Source organism: Alteromonas sp. NFXS44 (assembly GCF_040148705.1).
Classification (GTDB): Bacteria; Pseudomonadota; Gammaproteobacteria; order Enterobacterales; family Alteromonadaceae; genus Alteromonas.
The window spans coordinates 940,132-965,908 of record NZ_JAGDEA010000012.1 but is presented as its reverse complement, the minus strand read 5'-3'; the positions used below and the strand labels follow the sequence as shown (position 1 = coordinate 965,908).

Sequence of the window (25,777 nt, the reverse complement as noted above, 5' to 3'; positions counted from 1 at the left end):
TGTTGATATTTTAATATTTTGTGAAATAAAAGTTAAAAACAATGTGATCTGCATTCCTTTTTTCGTAATAATGCTACCGGTGGCATGTGTAGTGTAATAAAGCCGCGACAATAAAAACGAATTAAGGAGTGCAGGACATGAGAGTGTTTAAATGGACAGCTCTGGCAGTGGCGATATCTTCAGCGCTGCCGGCTCTGGCACAAACCGCAGACACAGAACAGGCCGCAAATGGCCGGCAAACCACTCAGCAAAGTGACAATCAGGCCGCGGAAAATACGGCGCAGGACAGCGATATTGAAATTGTTGAGGTTAAAGGGGTTAAACAAGCTGATCTGAAAGCCCGTGATTTAGAACGGATGAAAAACGGCTTCAGTTCGGTGATCTCCACCGACGATTTAGGCAACTTTGTTGATCAGAACGTCGCGGAATCGTTACGACGCTTGCCGGGGGTTACCCTGCAACGTTCAGAAGGTGAAGGTAAGTTTGTTACCGTGCGGGGGTTGGGACCGGGCTTTGTGTCTGTGAACATGAACGGATCGCAGATGTCAGGCGCCGGGGAAGAGCGAAAAGTGGGCCTTGATGCCCTGCCCGCCGACCTGCTCGGCACCATCGAAGTACTGAAAACCCTGACGCCGGACCAGAACCTGAACTCCATTGGTGGTACGGTTAACGTTAAAGCCATTTCTGCATTTGATCGCGGTAAGAACACACTGAAAATGCGGATTCAGGATGCCTACTCTGAAAACCGTGAAGAGCACTCCCCAAAATTCAGTTTTGACGGCACACAATTCTTTTTAGATGAAACCCTCGGTGTGGGTTTTGCCATTTCCCATGAAGATCGCAAAACCCTTATCGATGAGACCCGTCATCACAGCTCTAATGAGATGAAGTTCTACACGGCGGATTTGGGTAAAACCGATGAGGAAATTGCTGCCGGAGATGAAATACTCGCGCCGTCACAGCTGGAATATCGCCGTGAAGTGGCAGGCCGGACCCGTCAGGCCGCCGCGCTGAATATCGAGTATAAGCCAAATCCTGATGCCTATTACTTTGCAAAAGGCACTTACACCCAGTTCGAAGATGACGATCTTGCGCTACGGGAGTTTTATGACTTTCAGGATGCGGGGTCTGTGGGCAGTGGCGAAATCGTTTACGTTAACAGTGATACCAAAGAGTTCATCCTCAGCGATATTGATGTCTTCCATCAGCAATTTATTCAGGAAAGTGAGAACAAGACCATCACGTTCAGTTTTGGTGGCGAAAACCGCATTGCGGAAAGGTTCGTGCTGGATTATGAATATGCCCAGTCCCGTTCTGAAGAAGACTCCCGCGGCGACCGCCGCGTGCAGTTCCGTGAGCGTGATTTAATTGTTTACGGTCAGGGTCTGCGGGATAACATCCGTGCCAGGGTGCTCTCTCCCGTTGAGGCGGCAGACATTGCAGGTCTTACTTACGATCCTGAAGACAGTATTTTCGGTACGTCCGGCAGTGGCGATGGCTCCGATCTGTCTAATTACCAATTTGATAACTTGTTCTTAGAGGACGGCCTGCGGACTGACGAAATCAAAACCGTTAATCTTAATCTGCGCGCGGACGTGTTCAATGACTGGGTAAACTACGTAAAAGTAGGTGGCCAGGTGACGCAGCGGGATCATGTGCGGGACAAAGACCGCTGGAGCTTCGACCCCTCCGCCGCCGATTGCAGCGATGATGCCTGCATTACTGCAGTAAATTCCACTCTTGCTGACTACGACAGCAGTATTCCGGCAGGCAGTCAGTTTCAGCTTCCCTTTGAAAGCCGCTCAACGGTGGATGATATCGTGAATGCAACACGTCAGACCGTGGTTGTTGCAACCAACGATGAAGTCTCCATTGAAAGTACCAAAGGGGATTACAGCATTGTTGAAGACACAAAAGCCATTTACGGCATGGTTGAATTTCCCATAGGCATGGATGCCACCCTCATCACCGGTGTGCGCTGGACCGAAACTGAGTTTTCTTCCACCGGCTATATGTCGCTGGAAAATGATGACTTTGAGTTTAACGGTGCCGGCGCCGGTGCACTCGATATTGCGATCCCCTTACCGGAAGCTTCCATCACCTACAGCGAGTTTTTCCCCAGTGCACACTTAAAGTGGGAAGCCTCTGAAGATATTCTGGTGCGCGCAGCCGTATGGACCAGCTTTACCCGTCCTTCGTTCAAGCAGGCCCGTGCCTATGCGATTTTCGACAGTGATATTGAGCTTTGTCCGCCCGGCAGTGACGACTGTGATGACAGTCAGGGCGGTGCCTCGTTACAGCAGTTGAGCCAGTATGTTCTGGGCTCAGACAATGCGCTGGATGTGGGGAATCCGAATCTGCTGGCGATGACATCGGTTAACTACGATGCGTCAATCGGTTGGTATCCTGATGAAGATCTCTTTATGGAAGCCGCCATTTTCTATAAAGATATCGATAATTTCATTGTTGATGTGAACGGTATCGGCATGTCTATCGACAGTCTGCCGCTCACGCTGCCGGTTAATCAGGTGACGGAGTTTGTGATCCCGCAGAACCTGTATCTCAACGAAATCAATATCACCATCAACGGCGATAAAGCCAAAGTGTACGGTATTGAGCTTAGCTACAACCAGTATTTCGATAACGGCTTCTTCCTGCAAAGTAATGCCACATTACTCGACAGTAAGGCGACCCTCGACAGTTCAATTCGTCAGGGCAGTGTGGCGTTACCCGATCAGGCTGACACCACGTTTAACCTGGTGTTCGGTTGGGAAAGTCAGACTTTCTCCGCCCGTCTTATCGGTAATATCCGCTCGGATGTCCTTGAACAGATTGGTTCCTGTCCTGAGTCTGCTTCGCTGGATGATGCCGGGTCCTGCAAAATCTGGGGCGATCAGTATCAGGCCGATGTAAAGAGCCTCGATTTCAAACTGCAATATGACGTCACCGACACTGTGCAGCTTTACTTTGACGCCATTAATCTCACTAACCAGGCTGACCTGCGCTACTTCCGGGGTAATGAACAAAGCGGCGGCAATATTCTTTACCAGAAAGAAGAATACGGACGCAGCTATCAGCTGGGTATGAACGTGAAATTCTACTAATTGTCTGCGCCGGTGCTTGCACCGGCAGAGCCTATTTTAGCTGGTGCGGACAATCGTCAGGGAACGTGCGCCCGGCAGATAAACGGAGATTGAGTGATATGAAACTCACAAAAATAGCCACCGTAGTGAGTGGCGTGATGCTGCTATCCGCTTGCGGAGAAAAAAGTACAACTAACGTAACATTGCCACCCGATCCGGCGTTAACCGGTGTGTTTGTTGACAGTCCGGTTGCCGGCCTGGGGTACCGTTCTGAATCGGTCAGCGACGGCACGACTAATGCTGACGGAGAGTTTTCTTACTTCCGTGGTGAACAGCTGACTTTCTTTATCGGTGATCTGGTTTTTCCGGATGCGCCGGCCTCCAGCGTGATTTCGCCGCTGGATCTGTTTGCTACCGACAATGCGTTTAATCAGCCGGTAGTGAACACACTGCGCTTATTACAATCACTGGATACCGACGGTGATCCGTCAAACGGTATTACCTTAAGCAGCAGCGCAGCTGCGGCGGCAGAAATGTTGTTGGGAGATGGCGAAACCGCACAGGATTTCTTTTCCCAGTCTGATACTGACTTTGCGGCTGATGTGGAAGCATGGCTGGGTGCTGCGGGCGGTGCAAGCAGCACCTTAATCAGCAAGTACGATGCAATTACCCATTTCGTGAATTACCTGGAGACAGAACGGGGTACGCTGTTTCCCAATACCTTCGATGTGGATTTATTCACCGGTTCGGTTTATGCGCCGGTGCGAAATGGTCGTACGGTGACGCAAACATCTTATAATTTTACCCCTGCGGATGAGACCAACTTAAACGGCACCTACACACAAACCCTTGAAGACGGGGAGGTCAGCGGCGAATATCATTTTGCTTTCGGACGTAAAGTGCTGGTACTCACATCCGGTGACAGCGAAACCTGGCTGATATCCCGCGCGTTCAACACCGTTAATCAGGTTTACAGTCTTTGTCAGGGGGAAATGACCACTGACGGACCGTCGATGGTGGAATTAGTGGAGCAATGCCTGGCTGAAGACGATCCTATGAGCGCTGTATTTGCATTCAGCGAATCTCAGGCGCAGGCAGAAAATGAAAGGTTGGTGGAAGCGGCCAATGCTGTACAGGCGGCGCTGGAAGAGAACTTCGATACTGATACCGCCACCTTCTTCTCTTCATCCTACAAGCGTTTGACTGATGATCCTGATTCCGGCCCGCTGTATGTGAAAACCGGCGGCAGCCCTGTTGTTGATCCTGCTACCGGACATCTTATTTTAGAAGGTGACCGTTTCAGTATAGGTAATGCGGCTGCAAATCCGTTAGCCAATACGTCAGGTTCTGACACCGTGGGCACGGGCATTTATAACCTCAGTGAAGGTTTCACTATCAGTTTTGACGTTATTGCCAATAACGGCGCAGGCACGTTCTCGTTGTATGTGGATAACAATACCACCGGACAGGACAATTCTGTTCACGGTGCTGCAAGTAAGTTTGTCAGCATTGGTCTGGACGGCGACGGTTTAGCGCCGGGAACCCGCTTCAGTTATACCTACGAACCGGGCGCAGATATCAGCGGCGGCGATCCTGCTGCAGAGGATGCGAAGATCCTCAATGCGGCGGTGACCAACAGCTTCTTCCAGTTACGTACAGACTCCAGTGCGTCTATTACGCTTGATAACTTACGTATAGAAACAGTGGCCGATGCTGTGGAACCCGTTGAGCCTGAAGAGCCGGTGGAACCGGAAGAGCCGGAAGTACCCGTAACCATTCCGCGGGTAGATTTACCTCTGAGCTATACCTTTTCCGGCACTAACGAGGATATTTTCTCCGTCAGTTTTGCGGCTGCCGAAAACGCTGCCGGTGAGTCTGTGCCTGTGTTCGTCAATACCGGTGGTTCAGTCACCCTGGTTGAAAACGGCATTCAGCTGGATGGCGGCCGTTTTACACTGGGGAATACCGATCCTGATAACCTCAGTGCGGCAGACAATACTACTGCCAGCGGGGCGCTGGACTTGAGTCGTCCTTATAACGTGGTATTTGATGTCGTCTACGTGGAAGACAGTGAAGGAGACAACAAATTCCAGATTTATGTCGACAACAACACGTCAGGCAGCGCCAACTCTTATCTTGGCGGTGATTCCCGGTTCTACAATGAGCTGGTGACAACATTAACAGCAGGCACCACACTGAGTGTGCCCGGACAAATCGCCGGCCAGAATTCATATCTTCAGTTCCGCACTGAAAGCGGCTCAATTGTTGTTATCGACAATATTCGCATTGAGTATGTTCAGGCAAACACTCTGCTGGAAGAGAAGTTTGAAACGGACACCGGCACCCTGTTTTCCGCTGAGTACAAAAGTACCGGTGGTGACGGCAGTGTGCCGTTCTACAGTATTACCGGCGGTGGCAGTGGTCTGGCCATTACAGATGGCGAACTGTCCATCGACAGTGCGCGGTTTACGCTGGGTAATACCACGCCGGATACTGAAACCACCGATGCGGATACCGTTACAACGGGTGTTCTGGATTTAAGCCGTGAGTACACCATCAGCATGGATATCGTGTCTGTTGAGGATACGGAAGGTAATAACAACTTCATTATCTATGCTGATAACAACACCAGCAGCAGCGGTAAGTCAGTGCATGGCGGCGCATCGAAGTTCTTCAGCGAACCGCTTACCAGTCTCACACCGGGAGAGCGACTTACTGTAGAAGGCTTCATTGCCATGTCCTCCTCGTTCCTGCAGTTACGGACTGAAAGCGGGGGCAAAGTGGTTATTGATAATCTGGTATTGTCGTATACCGGCGACGCAGCGTCACCGCAGGTATTCAGTTGTGACAGCGAGCCGGATTTGTACTTCTGTGATGATTTCGCTGACGGCTCGACGAATAATTTTAATCTGCTTTCCAATATTGAGGGCAGTAACGGGCCTCAGGGTGTATTCGATATTCTGGACGATGACGGCAATAACGTACTGCGTTATACCGCCGGCGGAGAGGGCGGTGAAATCCTCCTGCTGACAGACGCGGCCATGGCCGGTGTGCCGGATTCCGGCGACTACTTTGTTGAAGCCCGTATCCGGCCCCGTCAGAACAGTACCACCCGGAATAAGCAAATCTTCCTGCTGGGTCGCTACGACAGTGCCGGAAACTGGTATGGCGGTGGTCTGAATGTGCAGAACTCCTCTTCCAGCACGCAGGTGGAAGTGGCAACCAGTGCCGGTGGCAGTATTTCCCGTCCTGTACAGAAGAAATCGCCGGTTTTGCTGGGTGAGAAAGACGGAACAGACGGCACCTGGTACCGGGTGCGATTTGAAATGCAGGGTGAAAACCTGACGGTTTATCTTGATGGCGAAAACATGGGGACGGTGGCAGACAGCCAGTATTCCGCCAAAGGCCTGGTTGGCATGTTCACCAACAACCGTTCGTTTGAAATCGATGATATTAAGATTGGTGATCCCACCGTCAAACCGGTACAGCTGACGCTGGATTATAAGGAGCCGGGCTGGGAATCGACCACCAGCAGTGATCCGCTCTATGTGTATGTGACTGCGGTGCAAAATGACGGTGTTACTGACGACACCTTTACAGCCACAAGCAGTGACACAGCAGTTGTTGATGTGGAAATCGACGGGCCGACAGTAGTGCTGACGCCTGTAGCAGCCGGCTCTGCCACGGTAACGTTTACTTCAGGTTCAGACAGTACACTGGTTAAAACCATCACCGTAGACGTAGCTGAAGGTTTTGTGATGCCGGCAGGCGCGTATGGCAGCCTCACCGGTGACACCGTGCCTTACGCCGGTAAGCAAAACACCCACATCGATACGTCTCTGGCGCTGACATTTGATGATGTGCCCGTGTTGGGTGACGTGGGCGAAATCCGCATTTACGATGCCAGCGACGATACTGTGGTTGATGTGATTAACGTAGGTGTGGACGAAGACTTTATCGGTTACGCCGGTCAGGAACGTCAACGTAAAGTGTATTACCGCCCTGTTCGGGTAGACGGCAATACGTTGCTGATCAAACCCCATAATCATGTGCTGGAATACGGCAAAGACTACTATGTGGCGATTGGCGAAAACGTTGTAACCAGCGGAACCCTTAATGGCGAAGTGTTTACCGGGCTGGGTAAAACGTCCGGCTGGACATTTACCACCCGCGAAGCTGCACCGGAAGGTAATGCGCTGGTGGTAGATGACGATGGTGAAGCTGACTTCAGAACCGTGCAGGGCGCGCTGAACTACGTGATGCAGAGTGTACCTTCTGGTGAAGCTGCCACCATCACTATCATGGCCGGTGAGTACGAGGAAATGATGCTGCTGCGGGACCACGATAACGTCACCTTACAAGGGGAAGATCGTGACAATACCGTGGTGTATTACAATAACTTTGAAAGCTTCAACAGTGGCAGCGGTAAGAGTGAAGCGCCGGGCACCGGCACACCATCGGGTGGTCGCAGCGTTTTCCTGATCGAGGGCGTGGATAATCTGGTGCTGAATAATTTTACGCTGAAAAACAGCCATATCCGCAGCAATGAATACTCTAATCAGGCTGAAACCCTGTACTTCAACAGTGACAACGGCCGTCTGACTGCTACCAACATGAACTTCATCAGTGAGCAGGATACCCTGCTGCTGAAAGGGTACAGCTGGTTCTATCAGTCGCTTGTTGCCGGCAACGTGGACTTCATCTGGGGTTATGTGAACACTGCTCTGTTTGAAGAAAGCGAAATCCGCACCATCGGTGATTCCAAAAACGGCGACCCGACTCAGGATACTTCCGGCGGCTATGTACTGCAGGCCCGTGTACCGGACATCAATAATAAAGGGTTCATTTTCTTAAACAGTGAATTTACCCATGGTCCGGGACCCATCGGCAACGACGTACTGGATAACTCCACTTACATTGCCCGAAGCGGTGGTAGCAGCGAATATTTTGATAACATCACGCTGATCAATAACCGCTTTGACACACACATAGCGGATATCGGCTGGGCCGGTGAAGGCATCAACAGCCAGCCTGCGTCTAACCCGAATCCGGCAACGGCGTCAGCCGGCTGGCGGGAATACGGCAGCATGGACATGCAGGGCAATCCGCTGGATCTCTCTTCCCGTCAGTTTGGTTACGTGCTGACCGCCGGTGATGTGACAGATCTGACGGATCGTGACAGTATTTTCGCTCACTACAATAACAATGAAGGCTGGACACTGTCGCCGTTAAATGCACCGGTTATCGCCGCGGAACCTGAGGCGTTAGCCAACGGCTTTGCAGCTTATAACTACACGCTCACCGGCGGTGCCGGAGGTACGGTTGTTACTGTAGATAACGGTGCTGACCTACAGGCCGCACTGGATACCGCAGCATCAACCAATACGCCGGTGACAGTGTATGTAGACGGCGTAATTACCGATTCCAACACAGGTGGTACCGGCAGCCCTATTGAAGTTCGTGATATGAACGATGTGTCCATTATCGGTGTGGCCGACCGTGGCGAGTTTGACGGTATCGGTATTCTTATCAAACGGGCCAACAACGTGATTATTCAAAACCTGAAAATTCATCACGTATTAACCGAAGGCAAAGACGCCATTGGCATCGAGGGTGATAATGACGGTTCGACGACCAGTAATATCTGGATTGACCACAACGAGTTGTACAGCACGTTATCGGTGGATAAAGACTTCTATGATGGTCTGGTAGACAGTAAGCGTGGCGCGAAAAACATCACCATTTCGTACAACTATCTGCATGATCACTGGAAAGCATCCCTGCATGGTCATACCGAAAGTGATACGGACAGTGATAACACCGACCGCTTTATCACTTTCCATCATAACCGTTTTGAAAATATTGAGTCCCGTTTACCGCTGTTCCGTTATGGCTACGGACACCTGTACAACAACTACTACAACGGTATTTCCTCAACGGCCATTAACTCCCGTATTGGTGCAGAACTGCAAATCGAGAACAATGTATTTGAGCAAACGCAAAACCCCATTGTGTCGTTCTATTCTGACGTGATTGGTTACTGGAATACCGCCGGAAACGTATTCGGAACCGGTGTCACCTGGACTGAACCTGATGCCGGTGATGTATCAGCCGGTCCGGACGCTGAACCGACTTCCAGTTACACCGTACCGTACGATTACACGCTGGACGATGCGGATTCTGTGAAAGTGAGAGTCATTAATCATTCCGGTGTGGGAAAAATTACTCAGGACGCTGAGGCTATTCCTGCAATAGATTAATTAACTATCAACATGTTAGTGGCAAACGCGCCTCCGGCGGTTTACAGGAGGCGCGTTTTTTTATCTCCGGTACTTCTCATTTTACTCATTTTGGTCAATAATTAACCGTGAGAGAGTATGAGGTGCAGATTGGTGTGGTAGCCAATATGCAAAATAGAGGTATCAGTCATGTCGAGTATTATTGGTAATAATATCAATTCGGCGATCGTGTCTGGCTTGAGCGGCATTCAAAATGCCTATCAGGGCATGACACAGGCATCCGTGAATATTGCCCAGCGCGCAGCGCAAACCAGTGTTGAATTAAATGGCACCAGTCAGGTGCTGACTAATGCATCGCTGAACAATTTGTCGAATATCCGCAATACACTGCCCACCGGTGGTGACAGCCTGACGTCTGATTTAATGTCATTGCAGTACAACCGCAACAATGCCCTTGCTTCTGCAAAAGTGGTCGATACGGCGTTTGATACCGTCGGCACCATTATCGATACGCTGACCTGATCACAGCTTCATTATCATGAATATTGTCACGCCCGTTCCGACTTCGTTAGTGTTCACTACAGCAAATGTGAACACCGAGTCAGCACGCCGTGACAACTTACTGAAAGATACCATTCCTCCTTCTAAAGATGCAGATCAGAGTGCGTCTGAGCAAGGGTTAGGTTCTGAATCAGACCGTGCAAGACTGCCCGGTCAGAAACCTGCTCCCGTTACCTATGAGCGCCCGCAAATTCAGGTTGATGCCCGTGCTGATGCACTGCAGCAGAATGAAAATGCAGACAACCCTGAAGCTGCTACCGATAACGCTAATCAGGAAAGCGCAGGTAAAGAATCGGCGGAAGAGAAGCAGCAACAGCAGGCTCAGCAGCAGGAAGTTGAAGATTTAAAATCCCGTGACCAGGAAGTGCGTCAGCACGAGCAGGCTCATGCAGCCCGTGGTGGCCAGTATGCAGGTTCTCCTCAATATCAGTATGAAACAGGCCCGGATGGTCAGCGATACGTAACTGACGGGGAAGTCAGCATTGATGTGTCCGATGCTGAAACGCCTGAGCAGACCGTTCAGAAAATGGAACAGGTGCGCGCTGCCGCTTTAGCACCGGCTGAGCCATCTTCGCAAGATTTAAAAGTGGCCGCAGAGGCATCCCGCAAAGCAAATGAAGCCCGTCAGGAATTGTCATCCAACGGTAACCCGGGCTCAACAGGGTCTGAGAGCGGGGATAGTGCAGAAGTATTTTCTGTCGACGCTTTTGCTGACCGTTCGTTGGAAATTGGCGGCGATGCTTACCAGTCTCCGGCCATACAGTCACGTATTGGCGTAATTCAGCAATTCTATCAGGCCACTGTGACCCCGAAAGCAGGTGGTTTCTCCGCCAGCGCCTGATGCGTTTTACCGGTATTTATTTTTAACCGGCATTCAGTCGTTGCTCAGATACTTCATTATTGTGTCCAGTAAGGTGTCTTTCTGCACCGGCTTACTGATGTGGTCATTCATACCCGCCGCACAGCAGGCTTCAATGTCCTGACTCATGGCGTTTGCCGTCAGGGCAATAACCGGTGTGGTAATACCCATTTCCTGTCTGATATGACGGGTTGCCTCATAGCCATCCATTTCCGGCATCTGAATATCCATCAGAACAATATCAAAGGTGTTGTCTACCATCTGTTGCACAGCCTCACGGCCGTTAGCAGCGCGGGTGATTTGAAGGCTGGTGGTTGAAAGCATAGCCAGAATCACTTCCACGTTAATATCGTTGTCTTCTACCAGCAGTAACCGCTGCCCCGAAAAAGTATTGTCTGACGATTTTGTCACCGGTTTGACGGGCTTTATCTGTGTTGCGTAAGGCATGGTGAGGGTGAAAAAGAAGTCAGAGCCTTTGCCTGTTTCACTTTCCAGTTCAAGCTTAGAGTCCATCAGCGACAACAGCTGATTACAGATATGCAGTCCCAGACCTGAGCCGCCGTATTTGCGGGCGGTTGAGCTTTCAGCCTGAATAAAGGGTTCAAACAGGGTTTCTTTTTGTGCCTCACTGATACCGATGCCGGTATCTTTCACGCCGGCCTCAAATGTGCAGCTTTCCTCATCAATACGCAGTAGTTTCAGCCTGATTTCAATTTTGCCTTCAGATGAAAATTTAATGGCGTTACTGATCAGATTCGCCAGGATCTGCTTGAATCTCAATTCGTCGAATATCAGTACCGGAGGCAACTCAGGATCGATGGAGAAAACCAGCTTTAGCCCTTTATTCTGAGCCTGACCGTGGAAGATATCCGCCAGTTTTTTCAGACTATGGCGAATGTTGTACTGTTCGGCATCAAGCTCCAGCTTGCCGGCTTCAATTTTAGAGAAGTCGAGCAGGTCATTAATCAATTGCAGCAGCATTTCTGAAGAGTTAACGATCTGATTCGTCAGGCGTTTATGTTTCGGATTATCCAGTTTTTCGGTCAGCACCTGTCCAAAACCGATAATAGCGTTTAACGGAGTACGGATTTCGTGACTGATATTCGACAGGAAATCGGTTTTCAGCTTGTCCTGAAGTTCAGCTTTGGCTTTTGCATCTGCGTATAACTGGTTAGTGTGGCGTGATTTGCGAAGCAGATAGAGAATGATGAGCAGTGTGACAATACCCAGAACGATAACCACAACTAACCACTGATTGTAACGTTGCTGGGTTGCTCTGGCCGATTCTATGGCCGTAAGCAGTGCCGATATAGACTCGTTTTCTTTCTCCAGTTCACTGGCTTTCTCTCTTTCCTGCTCTATCTGATGTACCAGATTCGCACTCTCAATTAATTCCAGGTCTTCGTACTTCTTTGCATCCAGATAGTCTTCATGAAATTGTTCGTACTGAGCAAATGCGGTTTTGTAATCTCCTCTGGCCGCCGTTATATGAGCAGCAATCTGTTCCAGCTCTGCACGCCAGGTCGTCTGCTCAGCAGTTCTGTCTTCGTCGTACATTTTACGGGAAATATCCAGAGCCTCTTCTGCCTCTGCATATTGCTTCATATCCAGAAACGCTTTTGCCCGCCATTTATAAATTTCGGTATCGTAAAATGCAGATGTTAGCGGATGAGAGGTAACGGCTTCCGAAAGAGGTAGTGCGAGATCGTATTGTCCTGAATTGAAATAGGTCGTTGCCATACCATACAGAGCAAGGTATTCAGAGTAATTGATGTCGATGTTCTTATCGTTGGCCTCCGCTTTTCTGAAGTAGCTGATGGCGGCATCGTAATTGCCCCGGTTACGGTGCAATATCCCTATGTCGTACAGGTTGTCGCTGACCAGCAGCCAGTCTTGCTGACTGAGCGCCCCGTTGAGAGATTTCTCATAATACTCCAGCGCTATATCCAGCGAATTAATGGAGTGATAATAATCAGCAACCATGTAATTGTGCAGGGGGAGTATTTGTTCCAGCTGATTACTGAATATAAGCTCGCTGAGCGTATTAATGAGCCTGGCGTTAGAGGCAAATACCTGGTTTTCGCTGTAGGTCACAATCAGGTAGGCGATGGCGAGTGCGCGGACGTCAGGTGCAAGGGAAGCTTGCTTCAGGAGTCCTTCGAACAGGTAATAGCTTTTACTGTATTCAGCATTGATGCCATACATTCTGGCCAGGCCAACGCGGATAACCGGGCCGGATTCTTTGTCCTGCGAGACAGATTCCAGCACCGCGATCACGTTATCAGAGGCTGAATGATGAATCTTTAGCATGTAAACGACGTAAAGCGCCCCGATGCGGGCTTTTTCTGACTGTGTATAGTCGTTGCTCAGTAACCGGGATTCCAGTGTGTCGAGCACTTCACCGACCGGCATAGGGGTTTCCTGCCGGAGTCTTTGTTCAAAGCTTTCCAGTTCTGAAGTCAGGTTGGCGGCAGATACAGTCAGGCTGATAAACCAGAGCGCAACAGCCAGTAGGCGCCAGATAAATTTAATAGTGATCACAGTGACATATAGCCTGTCCTGAATGTTTTATTAAATTTACTCAGAGCGGCGGGTAAAAGCAAGAAAGCCGGCATCATGCCGGCTTTCTGAAGGTTCTGTCCGCAATTACTTCTGTTTAGCTTTAGCAAATGCATCTGCGAATGCATTGCCCATGGCAGCATTTGCCGACGCTTGCGCCTGTCGGTTATTACCACCGCTATTACGACCGGGTTGACGTCCTTTACCTTGCTTCCCGGCAGGTTTCCCGGCGCCGCTCTGGCGCTTTTCAGCGGCCGGCGCAGGGGTATCGTCAAGGCGCATAGTAAAGGAAATACGCTTACGCTGTACGTCTACTTCCAGCACTTTCACTTTTACGATATCACCGGCTTTTACTACTTCACGGGGATCCGAGATGAACTTGTTGGTCAGTGCCGAGATGTGAACCAGACCATCCTGATGCACACCCACGTCAACGAAAGCACCGAAGTTTGCCACGTTACTGACAACACCTTCCAGAATCATGCCCGGCTTCAGATCGCTGATGGTTTCAACGCCTTCTTTGAAGGTCGCTGTTTTAAATTCAGGACGGGGGTCACGGCCGGGTTTGTCCAGCTCTTTCAGGATATCTTTTACGGTTGGCAAACCGAATGCTTCACTGGTGAAGTCCTCCGGTGCCAGCCTACGCAGCAGATCGGTGTTACCAATCAGGTCGTTTACGGCGACCTGCGTACGGTCAACAATGCTGTCGATAACCGGATAGGCTTCCGGGTGAACGGCGGAGGCATCCAGCGGGTTTGTGCCTGCGGTGATACGCAGGAAGCCGGCTGCCTGTTCAAAGGCTTTAGGACCTAACCGTTCAACCTTTAATAAGGATTTACGGTCGCCAAAAGCGCCGTTGTTATCGCGAAATGCAACGATATTTTGTGCCAGCGTTTTGTTCAGGCCCGATACATAAGACAGCAGTGCAGGAGACGCGGTGTTCAGGTCGACGCCCACGGCGTTTACACAGTCCTCGATAACGCGATCCAGTGATTTGCCTAACTGACTCTGGCTTACGTCGTGCTGATACTGGCCAACACCAATAGCCTTCGGCTCAATTTTTACCAGTTCGGCGAGAGGATCCTGCAGACGACGGGCAATTGATACAGCGCCACGCAGCGATACGTCCATATCCGGCAGTTCTTTCGATGCCAGTTCCGACGCCGAGTACACCGATGCTCCGGCTTCACTGACCATGATTTTCTGAGCACCCAGCTCCGGCGCTGCTTTCAGCATTTCAGCAACCAGTTTATCCGTTTCGCGGGAGCCGGTACCGTTACCGATACTGATGAGCTCTACTTTATGCTGTTTGCACACATTAATCAGTGTGCGCATAGACTTATCCCAGGCGTTTTGCGGCGCGTGGGGGAAAATCGTATTTGTGGCTACCACCTTACCGGTTCTATCTACCACCGCGACTTTGACTCCGGTACGCAAGCCCGGATCCAGACCCATGGTGGTTTTCGCGCCGGCCGGCGCTGCCATCAGCAGGTCATTGAGGTTTTTAGCGAATACGCTGATGGCTTCTTCTTCAGCCTGTTCACGTAGGCCCGAAAACAGTTCGGTTTCCATGTGCAGAGCAATTTTGATTTTCCAGGTCCACTGTACAACTTGCTTTAGAAACGCATCAGCTGCACGGCCTTTATCACTGATATTGTAGTGATCAGCAATAATGAATTCACAGTGTGACGGTGCCGTGGCATCTTCATTCTGCGGGTCTGCGTTCAGTTGAATATGCAGCATGCCCTCATTGCGGCCACGGAACATGGCAAGAGCACGGTGAGACGGCACGCTTTTCAGTTTTTCCTGATGGTCGAAATAATCTTTGTACTTAATGGCTTCCTGCTCTTTACCCGGAGCCACTGTACTGGTTACGAAGGCATTGTCATTCAGATAACGGCGTACTTTCGCCAGCAGAGAAGCGTCTTCGGCAAACCGTTCCATCAGGATAAAGCGGGCACCTTCCAGTGCGGCTTTGGTATCGGCTACGCCTTTGTCAGCAGAAACAAATGCTTCTGCTTCGGCTTCCGGTGTCAGCGACGGGGCGTTAAACAGTTTATCAGCTAAAGGCTCAAGGCCGGCTTCAATAGCGATCTGACCTTTAGTGCGGCGACGTGGCTTGTAGGGCAGGTATAAATCTTCCAGCGTCGTTTTGCTGTCCGCCGTGGTGATGTCCTTTCTCAGCGCATCGGTAAGCTTACCCTGTTCTTCAATGGACTTTAAAATCACGCTGCGGCGATCTTCTAATTCACGCAGGTATGTCAGTCGCTGTTCGAGGTTACGAAGCTGAGTATCGTCCAGTCCTTGCGTTGCCTCTTTCCGGTAACGGGCGATAAAAGGAACCGTAGCACCCTCATCGAGTAATGAAACAGCCGCCTGCACCTGATTGGCATTAACGGCAAGTTCTTCGGCAATTTTGTTGATAATCATAAATAAGCTCTGTGGCGTTTTAATTTGTGTCCTGCTGGATTAAAAAAGGGAGATGAGCACTCTGCCCCGAGTCGCTGCCAGCTGTTACCTAAATAGGGTGCAAAAAAGAGGCGTAAGTATATCACCGATGGCTTATGTCAGAAGGGCTTTTGTCTCAATTTATTCTGACTTCATGTCGAGTTTTCCGACCTGATTGTTAAGCTTCTGAAGAAGGCTGATAAGCAATTCCCGCTCGTCTTGCGATAACACCTCCAGCAATTTACTTTCCCGTTCAAGTGCAACCGTCAGAATCTCATCGTGGAGTGCTTTTCCTTTTGGTGACAGTGACAGATATTGATGTCTGCCATCCTTTTCACTTTTTGAAATAGTGATGATTTCCAGCTCTTTGAGCTTTTTCACTGTCCGGCTCACCAGCGCCTTGTCGAGACCGATGACATTACTTACAGAATTCGCCGTTGTTTCCGGCTCCACGGCCAGCAGAGCGATGACACGCCATTCAACTATCCCTACGCCAAACATCTTCCGGTACTGACCCGAAGCGCTGGCCGAAAGTTTGTTAGCCAGAAAAGTAATGAGTGCAGGTACGTACCGTGCCAAATCTAGAAATTGTGGATTCTGCAATTTCCGCTCTCTTTTTATTAGTTACTAAATCAACATTTTATCACTTAGTGAACTGATCAGATAATCTCTATAGTTGACATATCAACTAATTGTTTCGTATTGTTTGTTACATAGTTGTTAGTTATAGGGAAATTCTTTTGATAAACGCGAAGATTTCTAAAATTGAAAAAATTGCCGCTTCAGTTGCTAAGATCAGTTTTATTGCTGAAGACGGAAGTGCACTTCCCTCCTTTACACCCGGTGCTCACATTGATGTGAGGGTCAACGAAGATATCACCCGCCAGTATTCACTTTGTGGATCTGCCAGAGATGTCAATGAGTACAGTATCGCTGTATTACGTGACAGTCATTCCAGAGGCGGCTCGATAGCCATACACGATACTTTCCTTGAAGGGATGGCGGTGCAGATCTCCGCACCGAAAAATTTGTTCCCGCTTGGGGAGCATGACGGAAAAGTCATTCTTGTTGCCGGGGGGATCGGCATTACGCCACTTATTTCAATGATGAAAAGTCTTGATGACCTTGAGAAGCAATATCTATTGCTTTATGTCCATAAGCCGGCACAACAAATTCCGTTCGATAAGGAACTCGCGGCAGGGCTTAACACCGGAAAAGTCATTTTAATCCCTTCAGAAAGTCGTGAGAAAACAGCGAAACGACTGTGGGAGCTTATCCCTGCTTTCGAAGACGGCTGCGGTCTCTATACCTGCGGTCCGGATGGCTTTATGTCTAAAGTTAATGAGATTGCCAGAGAGAAAAGCTGGCCTGATTTTGCTTTGAATCAGGAAAAATTCAGTCACGACATTTCCACAACCGGCGCTGATACGGCGTTCACAATGCACCTTGTTCAATCAAATATTCACATCAATGTAAGCACAGAGCAAACGGCCCTCGAGGCGTTGGATGAAGCCGGTATTGAAGTGGATGCCAGTTGTGAACAGGGGATTTGCGGCACATGTGTATTGCGTGTTCTTGATGGAAAAGTTGACCACAGGGACGCGTGGCTGACAGATGCTGAAAAATCAGCAAATGACCGTTTTACGCCCTGTTGTTCCCGGGCGTTAACCCCGTCACTTTCTATTGACCTTTAATCCTGTTAACCGGAATAAAACTATGTCTGTTCAAATGCACCACCCTGAAAATTCTGATACCTCTGTCACCGGTACACGGCACGCATTTCCATTAAACATGTGGTATGTCGCTGCTTTGTCCAGTGAACTTGACGATAAGCCGGTAGCCAAAATGTTGTTAAATGAGCCGGTGGTATTGTTCAGGACACAAGACGGAAAAGCACATGCTTTGGAGGATCGCTGTTGTCACCGGTCGCTGCCACTATCTTCCGGAACTATGGAACCCGAAGGTTTACGCTGTGGTTATCATGGTCTGTTATTCAATGGCGATGGAAAGTGTATCGAAATTCCCGGACAGGAAAAAATTCCGTCGAGGGCAAAAGTTATGCAATACCACATTGCTGAAAAAGATGCGCTGATATGGATTTGGTTTGGTGATTCGCAGCATTCTCAGCCCGTTGAACCGCCTCCTTCCTATGAATTTCATCATCATCCTGATTTTATGTTTGGCGGTGATATTTACCACTACGATGCGCCTTATCAACTTGTCCATGACAACCTGCTGGATCTCAGCCATCTGGGTTATGTTCATCTGAAAACCATTGGTGGAAATGCCAAAATTCACATGAATGCGGAGATGAACGTAACCCAGCAAGGAAACAGCGTAAAAGTTGTCAGGCATATGCTTAATTCAGTACCGCCGCCCACCTACAATGCTGCTTATCCTTTTGGTGAGACCATCGACCGGTGGCAGGAAATTGTTTTCCACCCTTCACATTTGGAAATCTGGACTGGTGCTGTTGAGCATAATACTGAAGCCGTTGATGATCCCGGACGCGGTGGCTTTCACATGCGGGGCTTTCATGCGCTGACGCCGGAAACAGAAGAAAGCTGTTCTTATATCTGGACTATGGCGAGTAACCCCACATCCAATTGCGATGAGGTAATGCAAAAGGTCATTGATCAAACGAAGTTTACGTTTGATGAGGATAAAACAATTATCGAAACGCAATATAAGAACATGAAGCGATTCGGCGTGAAGAAACACATCGATATTCATGTGGATGTAGCACCTAACAGAGCCCGGCGTATTATTGAGTCGCTGAAACAGGCTTAGCATCACAGGCCGGCAGAAGCCGGCCTGTGATGCGTCTGAAAGCCTATATCCGGTCGTCTTTGTCGTACCAAATTTTATTTATCCACCACTCAAAATTGCCTGCTTCGGTTTTGACAAAAATTTCATCTTCGGTGGTTTTTCCGATGAGTGCGCGGGCCATCGGTGCATCCACCGAGATATAGTCCTTGCGGCCGAAAATTTCATCATAGCCGACAATGCGGAGGGTCATGGTTTTGCCGTCTTCATTTTCAATTTCGACCCGGGCACCAAAAAACACTTTGCCCTCCTGTTGCGGCGAGTAATCCACAACTTTCAGATTTTCCAGACACTTACGCAAGTAGCGGACCCTGCGGTCGATTTCCCGCAGACGTTTTTTATTGTACTGATAGTCAGCATTCTCACTACGATCCCCGAGGCTCGCTGCCCAGGTGACTTTGCGTGTTGTCTCCGGTCTTTCTTCACGCCAGAGATGATCCAGCTCTGCCTGTAACTTTCGGTACCCATTCCGGGTAATAAGCGGTGTTCGCATTTGCCTTTTTCGCTATGTTTTTGTTTTTTCAGCTAATCAAAACTAAAATTACGTCGATAACTAGTTTGCAATGTGGTAATTGTGCATAACTTTTACAAGCTTATGCAGATTGTTTGCATGAATATTGAACAAATTTGTGAATAAAATGTCGTAGTAATATCCATTATTAGCATGGAATAAATCGAGTGAATAACATTATGCAGCACGAGCAAACTCAGACAGAAGTAAAACGTGGTGGTCAGTCCTTCACGTCAAACGGTATTACTATTGCCGGCTTTTTGCTGTTTCTCACAGGCGTTATTCTGTTCTCCATCGGGATGATAGATATTTTAGTTCACATTAACAGTGTGAAAACCGCAGCGTTGCTGGTGGGTGGTATCGCCGCTTATAAAGTTGGACATATGATGATCCGCCACTGCGCTACGTTAAGGAAGAGACCGGAGCGTCGCAGACATTTATTGTCAGATAACAGCTGATACAGAGCTGACAGAAGTAACTTTTGAAATAACAACCCCCTCCTTCGTGAGGGGGTTGTTTCGTTCTGGCCGCCTGCAGATTTAATGTTTGTAACTAAACTTCCCGATGATCAGGTGCGTAGGGAAATTACTATCTGATAAGGAGAACTATCAATGACTAAGAAGTTACAAGGCAAACACGTTGCTATTCTGGCAACGGACGGATTTGAGCAAGTTGAACTGACTTCGCCCAAAGAAGCACTGGAAGCTGAAGGTGCTGAGGTCTCGGTCATATCTCTGGAAAGCGGTGAAATTCAGGGTATGAACCATGATGAAAAAGGTGACAAATTTAAAGTGGACAAGCTAGTCGCTGACGTTAAAGCCGGTGATTATCATGGTCTTATTCTTCCGGGTGGCGTTCAAAACCCTGATACGCTGAGAACCGACACCGCCGCTGTATCATTTGTAAGAGACTTTTTTAAACAGCACAAACCTGTAGCTGCTATTTGTCATGGCCCGTGGATGCTTGTCGAAGCTGATGTACTTCACAACCGTAAAGTAACGTCATTTCCCAGTTTAAAAACAGACATCAAAAATGCCGGAGGCATCTGGGTTGATGAAGAGGTGGTGTGCGACCAGGCGTTAGTTACCAGCAGAACACCGGATGACCTGCCAGCCTTCAATAAAAAAATCATTGAAGAATTGCGGGAAGGTAAACACGACCAGCAACACGTGTAATTCAGGGAAGCTAATATGAAATCACTATTTGAATCTGCCCGTATGGGCAATGTGGATGTGAATAACCGCATCTTTATGGCGCCGCTCACCCGCAGTCGCGCTGACGATACCACCGATGTGCCTGCAGACATGACCCTGACTTATTATCAGCAGCGTGCAACGGCAGGACTCATCATTTGCGAAGCCACCCAAATCAATCCGCAGGGTAAGGGATATATCCGGACTCCCGGCATTTACAGCGCTGACCAGGTATCGAAATGGCGGGAAATCACAGAAGCTGTGCACGCTGAGGGAGGAAAAGTGTTTCTTCAGCTGTGGCATGTAGGCCGTATCAGCCACAGCCACTTTCAGCCTGATAATCAGAAGCCGCTGGCGCCGTCAGCGTTGAAACCAGATGTTGATGTGTTTTTTGATGGCGAAAAACGTCCGGCGTCTGAACCGGAGGCGATGACTGTCAGCGACATTCAGTCAACCATTGCTGATTATCAGAAAGCTGCTGAGAATGCCCGAGAGGCCGGTTTCGATGGTGTGGAAATACATGCTGCCAACGGCTATCTGATTGATCAGTTCATCCGTGATAAAACGAATTTGCGGGACGACGAGTATGGCGGCAGTATCGAAAACAAACTGCGCTTTCTAAAAGAAGTCACCCGTGCGGTACTCAAAGTCTGGGATGCGTCGCAGGTGGGTATCCGGCTGTCACCGGTTGGTAATCAGAATGATATCGCTGACAGCGATCCGCTGGCGACGTTCAGAGAGGTGATAAACTTCTTAAATCCTTTAAATCTGGCTTATCTGCATATGGTTGAGCGCTTCCCTGGTATGCCCGCCAGTAACGAAGATCTTGCGACGCTTGTTACGTTGCGCGAACTCTGGCAGGGATTTTATATCGCTAACGGGGACTATGATTACCTGTCAGCCAAACAGGCTGTGGAATCAGGTTACGCAGATGCCGTTGCTTTTGGCCGGCCTTACATCGCTAACCCCGATTTGGCATTGCGTCTTGAAAAAGGCGTTGCGTTGAACGAGCCGGATCCGGATACATTCTACGCAGGTGAAGAAAAGGGATATATCGATTATCCGTTTTACAGTGAATAACAAAACGGCCCGTTAAGGGCCGCTTTCAATTCTGTTTCCGGCGTGGCCGGAGAGAGAAACAAATTACTCTGTTTCGCCTTCTTCAGTGTCAACTACTTCAATCAACTCAACATCGAAGATAAGCGTTGAGTTAGGTGTGATCAGACCGGTAGAACGTTCGCCGTAAGCCAGTTCCGCTGGAATAACGAAACGGAATTTTGAACCTTCTTTCATTAACTGAACACCTTCGGTCCAGCCCGGGATAACGCGGTTAAGCGGGAAAGTCACCGGCTCATTACGCTCGTATGAAGAATCGAATACAGTGCCGTCAATCAACGTACCGTGGTAGTGAACTTTAACTGTGTCAGTGGCTTCAGGGCTCTTACCGGTGCCTTCTTCAATCACTTCGTACTGAAGACCTGAATCAGTCACAGTAACGCCTTCTTTCTTAGCGTTTTCTGCCAGGTAATCAGCGCCCAGCTGAATATTCTCTTCTGCTGCTTTTGCTGCCATTTCCTGCTGCTTTGCACGCATGGCTTCTTCACCGGCCTGAGCAAATTGTTGAATTTCAGCACGGCTGAACTTCATGTTTTCGCCCAGAGCGTCAGTGAAACCCTGTTTCAGCGTTTCAATATCCAGCGGTAAACCAACCTGTTCCTGCTGCTTTGCGCGGGTCGTGATGAATACGCCCATGCTTGCACCCATTGCGTAGGCGTGCTTCTGTTCGTCTGTCATGTCCGCAGCGGCTGTACCCTGTGCAGGTGCTTCTTTTGCCGCAGCTTCTTTAGACTGCTCATTTGTATTTGGCTGACAGGCAAAAAGACCTAAAGCAGCAACGGTTGATAAGGCGACAAGCGACTTACGCATAAACTTCTCCATTCTAATATTATGTTCGTCGCACCGCACGGGGACGACTGGCTTGTGTTATAAGGTATAAACTAATCAATTTAGCAAACCGATCAAAGTAAAATCATTTTGCTAAATTGATATTAAGGTCATCCGACCCTAACTGTTCCATGCTATGGTAAACACGGCTGCATATAAAGCGAAACCTGTAAGACATGATTCATCGACGATTGTTCCAAACAATGCCATTACTGGCGTTTTTACTTTTTTCAGTAACCGGATGTACTGTGCCTGATACCACCCCGATTGACCAGTGGTGGCATGCAGAAGACGGCGCTTACGCCGCAGACATATCCCCGAACGGTGAGTACAGCGTGGTATCCGGTGTCGATAACGGTATCAACGTTTGGCACAATTCAGATGACAATGTGCTGTTTCACTGGCAGCACCAGAGCGAAGGCAACAATCTGGTCCTGGCTATTCATATTTCCGCTGACAATAAATTTGTGGTGACATCAGACCGCGAAGCCTTTGCGCTGTGGAGTATTGAAAGTGGTGAGCCGGTAGGATTCTGGCGCATTGATGAATCGACAATCCGCGATGTGGCGGTAACCAATAATGGCAAAGGGATCCTCGTTGGCCGCTCCAGCGGTAAAGTGATGTACTTTGAACCGGAAACCAGACGGCGACTTGAGTTTCTGGGTCATCAGGAACGCATCAACTCTGTGGATATTTCACCCAACGGTGAATATGCCCTTACCGGTGGTAACGATTATGTGGCGTATCTATGGAGTACGCAGACCGGGCAAATTATCCATACCTTTACTCACAGCAGCCGTATTTCTAAAGTGGCGCTGGACGATGCCGGACGCTACGTATTTACTGCAGACAGTAAACAAGGCTCTAAGGTGTGGGATGCACAAACAGGTGCGCAGATCAGCAACCTGAAGTATATTGCGCGCCAGAAAATATTTACTGATGCCGTTTTTTCTGAAGATGGTAAGCATTTACTTACCGGTTCACCCTCCCGCAGTATCTATATGTGGGACGTCAGAACCGGTGAGCAGACCGGCGAATGGAAAGTAGCGGCGAAAGAAGGCACGAGGCCGGCAACTGCCGTAGTGTATGCCGTCGGGTTTATGGGTAACAACACACTGCTGTCTGAAAGCAGCAGTGGATTAGCTGAATTATGGGCAATTGAAGAATGAGCGACACACTTACGCTGGAACACGCTATGCAGGAAATTGAAGAACTGCAGACAAAGGTAGCGTTTCAGGAACACACAATTGATACGTTGAATGAAGCACTGACGTCTCAACAATATCAAATCGAGAAAATGCAGGTACAGTTGCGTTTTATGATGGAGAAAGTCAAAGGCTTTGAACCGTCTAATATTGCTAAGCTGTCAGACGAAACTCCGCCTCCTCACTATTAAATCTGTCTGCAACACCTGTCAGTGCAGGCAGTGAAATAATCTGTTGATTGTTTTAGATAATTGCCTGAATCTTGTCTAAGCTAAGAAAATGACCCGTTAAATGACATAACGAAGCACTTTTCATGGCCAGAAAGTTAAGAACGTCTCCGGCAGGTATTCCGCAACTCGTCCAGCGAACAGGACGAAAAGGTGTGTCCCCGTTTCGGGATGACACAGACAGGCTGACCTATCTCGATTATCTCGGCCGTTATGCACAGCGTTATAAAGTGGCAATGCACGCCTGGGTTGCAGGTAAGGACAGCATTCTTTTTCTGTGCACCCCCGCGGCCGGTGATGGTATCTCATTAATGTTGCAGGCAACCGGGCGACTTTATGCACAGTACTTTCACCAGCGCTATGGCACCAGCGGGGCAATCTGGCGTGATCGTTATAAATCAGCACTGGTTTTAGATGATGAGCTGCTTTTGGAAGTGTACCGCTTCATAGAGCAGAAGCCGGTAAATGAAGCGTTTTGCAGTACGCCTGAACAATACGCCTGGTCAAGTGTGTGTACCAATGCACTGGGGTTACCCAACACCATGGTAACGCCTCACAGTGCTTACGAACGAACAGCAAAGCAGCCGGAACAACGAAGAGCGCTGCATTTGCAGCACTTGCAGCACCAGAATAACGATCTGGATGCAGATATTGCCAAGTCACTGAAAATGGGACTGGCTATGGGAGATCCCGGTTTCATCAAGCGCATTGAACAGGTTACCGGTCGTCGTTTGACGGAAGGTAAGCGCGGACGTCCGCGCAAGAAGGCTGTGACGTCCTGAGCAGCTGAGCGGGTGATGGTAAGCAGACTCACCCCTGTCGGTTACTGTGGATCAGGGCGCGGGTTTTCTTCACCGGCGGCTTCCTGTTCTTTCTCTTCTTTTGCCTCTTCGGCGTCGCGCCATTGCACACTGTCTTCAAGGTTACCGTTGATAGCCTGAATAAATGCATTTTTTAGAATGCCACCGATAGTCGCGAGAACCGGTGTGTCCACATCATTCAGTGAGCCGGAAATGGGAATGCGTGTGGCTATCTGATCTTCACTCTGGTTTTCGAACAATTCCGCAATGAAAGCTGACAGTGCTTCGGCAAGTCCGCGAAAGAAGCCATCATCATCTTCTTCGATATCACCTTTCCATGAAAAAACCTCAACCTGATGCAAAATAGGCTTAGTGTAGCCTGATATTTCTCCGTCGTCGCTGGCCAGTTCCAGCGCCAGTTCTAATGTACCGGCTTCTAAATCGAAGGGGGCGTAGGTATCGAGGAAGTTTTTAAAATTCACCAGCGCCACATCATTGGCCTGCAGATTGACATCGAAGGTCGGGTTCTTTGTTGCCGGATTCAGTGAGCCTGACAGCGTAATGGTGCCTTGTTGCTCTGTATTTCCGCTGGCTTCGATGGTGGCAATGAGATCTTTTGACAAAGAGCGGCTGTTAACCAGATTTCTTGCTACAGCATGAATATCGTGCAGCTCAATGTTAACGGCGGGCTCTGAATCCGGGTTGATGAACCGGACAATACCCCGGCGGATTTCAAAGCGGTCAACCTTAAGCGGCACTAACTGATCCGCCAGATAAAGCCAGTTTTCATTTTCACCTGACTGACTTTCAGCAACACTTTTACCGTCTACGAAGTTTAGCTCCGGTGCGGTAAGATCAACCTGCGCTACCAGTGCTTTATCCAGCAGGGCATTCCACAACAGGCTGAATTCTACCTGCTTTGCTTCAAAGAATGGTTGTTCTACCTCACCGGTCCGTTTCAGAATCACCACGTCATCCAGACTGTAAGCGCCGCGCCACAGCATAATGTCCACATCGCCAACACTACCGGTAAATTCTTCCCCTTCATCCAGTACGTCGTTGATGTACCACTGAGCTGCAAAAGGCAAACTGATGCGGACAATTATCAGCAGCCCGGCGAGGATCGCGAGTGCTTTTAATATGGTTCTGGTTTTATGTCTGGCCATGATCAGTCCGCGCTTAAATGAAAAATAAATAATCCGGAGGTATTAATTATCGATTCAAGTGGCGTGCCAGTGAATGTAAAGAGAGAGGTGCTGCAGGGCTGCAGGGTTAACAGGTTGTTTTAGCGGGAAAAACTAACTTGAGGCAGGCAGTCGGGC

At 49.1% G+C, this 25,777-nt stretch carries 18 protein-coding genes; 12 read left to right on the top strand and 6 right to left on the bottom strand.

Features of this window, described 5'->3' with window-relative positions; genetic code table 11:
* Positions 1 to 137: 137 nt before the first annotated feature.
* The 4 genes from J3369_RS21195 to J3369_RS21180 all read left to right on the top strand — a co-directional run bounded on the left by J3369_RS21195 (position 138) and on the right by J3369_RS21180 (position 10,724).
* Complete coding sequence (locus J3369_RS21195) at positions 138 to 3,104, top strand: TonB-dependent receptor (RefSeq protein WP_349590748.1); 2,967 nt, start codon at positions 138 to 140, stop codon at positions 3,102 to 3,104.
* 98 nt (positions 3,105 to 3,202) lie between these two features.
* Positions 3,203 to 9,343, top strand: a complete 6,141-nt coding sequence (locus J3369_RS21190; protein WP_349590745.1) for a pectinesterase family protein — start codon at positions 3,203 to 3,205, stop codon at positions 9,341 to 9,343.
* 168 nt (positions 9,344 to 9,511) lie between these two features.
* On the top strand, positions 9,512 to 9,844 hold the full coding sequence (locus tag J3369_RS21185; protein WP_349590743.1) for a hypothetical protein: 333 nt from the start codon (positions 9,512 to 9,514) through the stop codon (positions 9,842 to 9,844).
* A gap of 16 nt (positions 9,845 to 9,860) precedes the next feature.
* Positions 9,861 to 10,724, top strand: coding sequence for a putative metalloprotease CJM1_0395 family protein (locus tag J3369_RS21180; RefSeq protein ID WP_349590740.1), 864 nt, complete (start codon positions 9,861 to 9,863; stop codon positions 10,722 to 10,724).
* A gap of 33 nt (positions 10,725 to 10,757) precedes the next feature.
* Here the strand turns inward: J3369_RS21180 and J3369_RS21175 are convergent, their stop codons facing one another.
* The 3 genes from J3369_RS21175 to J3369_RS21165 form a co-directional block, all read right to left on the bottom strand.
* On the bottom strand, positions 10,758 to 13,283 hold the full coding sequence (locus tag J3369_RS21175; protein WP_349590737.1) for a response regulator: 2,526 nt from the start codon (positions 13,281 to 13,283) through the stop codon (positions 10,758 to 10,760).
* Between the two features lie 105 nt (positions 13,284 to 13,388).
* Entirely contained in the window at positions 13,389 to 15,731 is a 2,343-nt protein-coding gene (locus J3369_RS21170) for a Tex family protein (protein ID WP_349590734.1), read from the bottom strand.
* A 159-nt stretch (positions 15,732 to 15,890) separates the two neighbouring features.
* Entirely contained in the window at positions 15,891 to 16,352 is a 462-nt protein-coding gene (locus J3369_RS21165; protein ID WP_202980685.1) for a MarR family winged helix-turn-helix transcriptional regulator, read from the bottom strand.
* A 137-nt stretch (positions 16,353 to 16,489) separates the two neighbouring features.
* Between J3369_RS21165 and J3369_RS21160 the strand changes: the two genes are divergently transcribed.
* Both J3369_RS21160 and J3369_RS21155 read left to right on the top strand, forming a co-directional pair.
* Positions 16,490 to 17,443, top strand: coding sequence for a PDR/VanB family oxidoreductase (locus J3369_RS21160; protein ID WP_349590730.1), 954 nt, complete (start codon positions 16,490 to 16,492; stop codon positions 17,441 to 17,443).
* Between the two features lie 22 nt (positions 17,444 to 17,465).
* Positions 17,466 to 18,539 carry a Rieske 2Fe-2S domain-containing protein gene (locus J3369_RS21155; protein WP_349590727.1) on the top strand — a complete coding sequence of 358 codons (1,074 nt, stop codon included), beginning with the start codon at positions 17,466 to 17,468 and terminating at the stop codon, positions 18,537 to 18,539.
* A gap of 43 nt (positions 18,540 to 18,582) precedes the next feature.
* On the opposite strand, the gene greB is transcribed toward J3369_RS21155, so the two are convergent.
* The gene (gene greB, locus J3369_RS21150; protein ID WP_349590724.1) at positions 18,583 to 19,068 is read right to left on the bottom strand and encodes a transcription elongation factor GreB; all 486 of its coding nucleotides are present in this window, start codon (positions 19,066 to 19,068) and stop codon (positions 18,583 to 18,585) included.
* Positions 19,069 to 19,253: 185 nt separating this feature from the next.
* Here greB and J3369_RS21145 point away from each other — a divergent pair, with 185 nt between their 5' ends.
* From J3369_RS21145 to J3369_RS21135, 3 genes are all read left to right on the top strand, one after another.
* Positions 19,254 to 19,544, top strand: a complete 291-nt coding sequence (locus J3369_RS21145) for a hypothetical protein (RefSeq protein ID WP_303572437.1) — start codon at positions 19,254 to 19,256, stop codon at positions 19,542 to 19,544.
* Between the two features lie 153 nt (positions 19,545 to 19,697).
* Entirely contained in the window at positions 19,698 to 20,261 is a 564-nt protein-coding gene (locus tag J3369_RS21140; RefSeq protein ID WP_119503126.1) for a type 1 glutamine amidotransferase domain-containing protein, read from the top strand.
* A 15-nt stretch (positions 20,262 to 20,276) separates the two neighbouring features.
* On the top strand, positions 20,277 to 21,359 hold the full coding sequence (locus J3369_RS21135; RefSeq protein WP_349590720.1) for an alkene reductase: 1,083 nt from the start codon (positions 20,277 to 20,279) through the stop codon (positions 21,357 to 21,359).
* A 63-nt stretch (positions 21,360 to 21,422) separates the two neighbouring features.
* On the opposite strand, the gene fkpA is transcribed toward J3369_RS21135, so the two are convergent.
* On the bottom strand, positions 21,423 to 22,205 hold the full coding sequence (fkpA, locus tag J3369_RS21130) for an FKBP-type peptidyl-prolyl cis-trans isomerase (RefSeq protein WP_303572435.1): 783 nt from the start codon (positions 22,203 to 22,205) through the stop codon (positions 21,423 to 21,425).
* A 221-nt stretch (positions 22,206 to 22,426) separates the two neighbouring features.
* Between fkpA and J3369_RS21125 the strand changes: the two genes are divergently transcribed.
* The 3 genes from J3369_RS21125 to J3369_RS21115 all read left to right on the top strand — a co-directional run bounded on the left by J3369_RS21125 (position 22,427) and on the right by J3369_RS21115 (position 24,437).
* Entirely contained in the window at positions 22,427 to 23,392 is a 966-nt protein-coding gene (locus J3369_RS21125; protein ID WP_349591114.1) for a WD40 repeat domain-containing protein, read from the top strand.
* Positions 23,389 to 23,619 (top strand): SlyX family protein, encoded by a 231-nt coding sequence (locus J3369_RS21120; protein WP_303572434.1) that lies wholly within the window; start codon positions 23,389 to 23,391, stop codon positions 23,617 to 23,619. The genes J3369_RS21125 and J3369_RS21120 overlap by 4 nt, the downstream gene beginning before the upstream one ends.
* 122 nt (positions 23,620 to 23,741) lie before the next feature.
* The gene (locus J3369_RS21115) at positions 23,742 to 24,437 is read left to right on the top strand and encodes a transposase (RefSeq protein ID WP_303572433.1); all 696 of its coding nucleotides are present in this window, start codon (positions 23,742 to 23,744) and stop codon (positions 24,435 to 24,437) included.
* Positions 24,438 to 24,478: 41 nt separating this feature from the next.
* Here J3369_RS21115 and J3369_RS21110 read toward each other — a convergent pair whose 3' ends face one another.
* Entirely contained in the window at positions 24,479 to 25,621 is a 1,143-nt protein-coding gene (locus tag J3369_RS21110) for a DUF748 domain-containing protein (RefSeq protein ID WP_349590716.1), read from the bottom strand.
* Positions 25,622 to 25,777 lie beyond the last annotated feature (156 nt).